The organism is Streptomyces sp. SID14478, from assembly GCF_010548525.1.
Taxonomy (GTDB): Bacteria; Actinomycetota; Actinomycetes; order Streptomycetales; family Streptomycetaceae; genus Streptomyces.
Genome location: NZ_JAAGMG010000453.1, coordinates 1 through 2090, shown reverse-complemented (window position 1 = coordinate 2090; position 2090 = coordinate 1). Strand labels below are relative to the sequence as shown.

Annotated in this window: 1 protein-coding gene; it reads right to left on the bottom strand. The window is 71.7% G+C overall.

All coding sequences use genetic code 11. The features are described 5' to 3' along the window. Positions 1-2090: beta-N-acetylglucosaminidase domain-containing protein (locus G3I40_RS15250; protein WP_164302711.1), on the bottom strand; the 2090-nt coding region annotated here is incomplete at both ends.

Genomic DNA, 2090 nt, shown 5'->3' with positions numbered 1-2090 from the left:
GGCGCAGGACCGTCACCGAGGCGACGTCGCGCGGCGCCGGGTAGGTCACCGCGAGCGCGTCACCGGCGGCCGGTGCCGCGGCGGCGCGGTAGGGGTTCTCGGGGACGCCGTCCGCGGCCGCGGACAGGGTGCTGCCCTCCGCCGCAGCGGGGCCTCCGCTCACCGTGGGACCTCCCGGCCGCTGCACCGTGAACTCCCGGACGACCAGCCAGCTCGTCTGGTCGGCCGTCGCGCGGGCGCGCACGTACCGGGCCTTCGTCCCGCTCGGCACGTCCGCCGTCCACGTCGCCTTCCCCGTGAACTCCGTGCCCAGCGCGTGCCATGTCTTCCCGTCCGACGAGTACTCGAGGACGCCCTGGTGGAGGTAGTCCTCGGTGCTGCCGGGCTTGCCCATGGCCACCGTCACCGAACCGAGCTCCTGCTCCTTGCCGAGGTCGACGTCGACGCTCTCGCCGGACTGCGGGGCGCGGCTGCTCCAGAAGTACGTGGAGTCGTCGCCGTCCGTCATCCGGTCGGCCGTGTTGCCGTTGTAGACCGGGATCCCCGTCGTGGCGCTCGGCTGCGGCTCCAGGCCGAGCAGGGCGTTGGACGTGTCCCGCACCTTCGCGAAGAACGGCGCGAGCACGCCCTCCCCGACGACCACCGGCACCTTGTTGCCGTTCAGATCGGTGTAGCGGTACGACGTCGCCTCGGCGACGAGCCCGGGCAACTGCTGGCGCAGTTTCCAGGCGGCGGCCGTGTGCCCGGCGCGCTGCTCCTCCAGCATGCGGGTCGCCGCGATCCCGGCGACGCCCCAGGCCCGCGCCGAGTCCAGCCACGGCCCGGCGTCGTCGACGAAGCCCTTCTCGACGCCGCCGCCGCGCAGGGTCGCCGGTGCGTCGCGCAGCGCCGCGAAGGCGTCCTTCAGCCGGGACGCCGGAACCGAGCCCGCCCAGTAGCCCTTGATCAGGGCCGAGAGTTCCGGCGCTTCGGACGCGTTGAGCGGCGAACTGTGGTTGACGTCCGTGAAGGCCCGCAGCGCCCGCTCGGCCTTGGCGCTCCCACCGGCGGCCTCCCGCACGGCGCCGGCGTAGGACGCGTCGGGGTCGTAGGCCTCGTCGTTCCACGTGTAGTCGGCGACGGTGTGCAGGGCGAGTTTCGACGCGTACGGCTGGATCATCGGGTTGGCGGTGATCCCGGCCAGCTGCTCGGCAAGACCCTTCTCCCGGCCGACGAACGGACCGAGGAAGAGGCGCCCGGTCGCGTAGTCGTTGACGGGGTAGTTGTCCCAGGTCAGGATCGGGTGCGCGAAGACGTCCTTGGCCCGCTTCGCCTGCTCCACCGTCATCGTCGGCGCGACCACGCCCTCACCCGTCCACTCGACCAGGACGTCCTTGTCGAGCTGTCCGGCGAGCGCGGTCTTGTAGGGCGTGGAGGTGGTGTTGTAGTACTCCGTCGGCACCATCTGCAGCGGCAGCGCGCCGTCGTGCGTCGCGATGAACTGCTGGTTGACGCGGTTGAGCAGATAGGCCTGCGCCTGCCCGGCCGCACCGCCGCCGGTGCCCCACTTCGCCTTGTCGGCGTCGCAGTTCCAGTCGGTGTAACTGATGTCGTCGAGCGGCACGGCGAACTGGCGTACACCGATGTCCCACAGCGTCTGGAACTTGTCGGTGAGGGCCTTGAGGTCGTCGTCGGAGCTGTAGCAGACGCTGAGGCCGGGGGAGAGGGCGTAGGTGAACTCGACGTGGTGCGCCCGCGCCCGGTCCACCAGCTCCTTCAACTGGGCGAGCTGGTCGGCGGGGTAGGAGTCGCGCCATTTGGCCCGCAGGTACGGGTCGTCCTTCGGCGAGTACACGTAGATGTTCATCTTGTGCGCGCCGTAGTAGTCGAGCTGGTCCAGGCGTGCCTGGTGCGACCACGGGGTGCCGTAGAAGCCCTCGATGACGCCGCGCACCGGTGTCGCGGGCCAGTCGCGCACGGCGAGGCCGCGCACCGTCGCGCCGGGGGACTTCCGGTGCGGCAGCACCTGGCTGAGGGACTGCGCCGCGTAGTAGGTGCCGGTCGCGTCCGCCCCGGCGAGGACGATGCGGCCCGCGCCCTCGCCGCGCGCC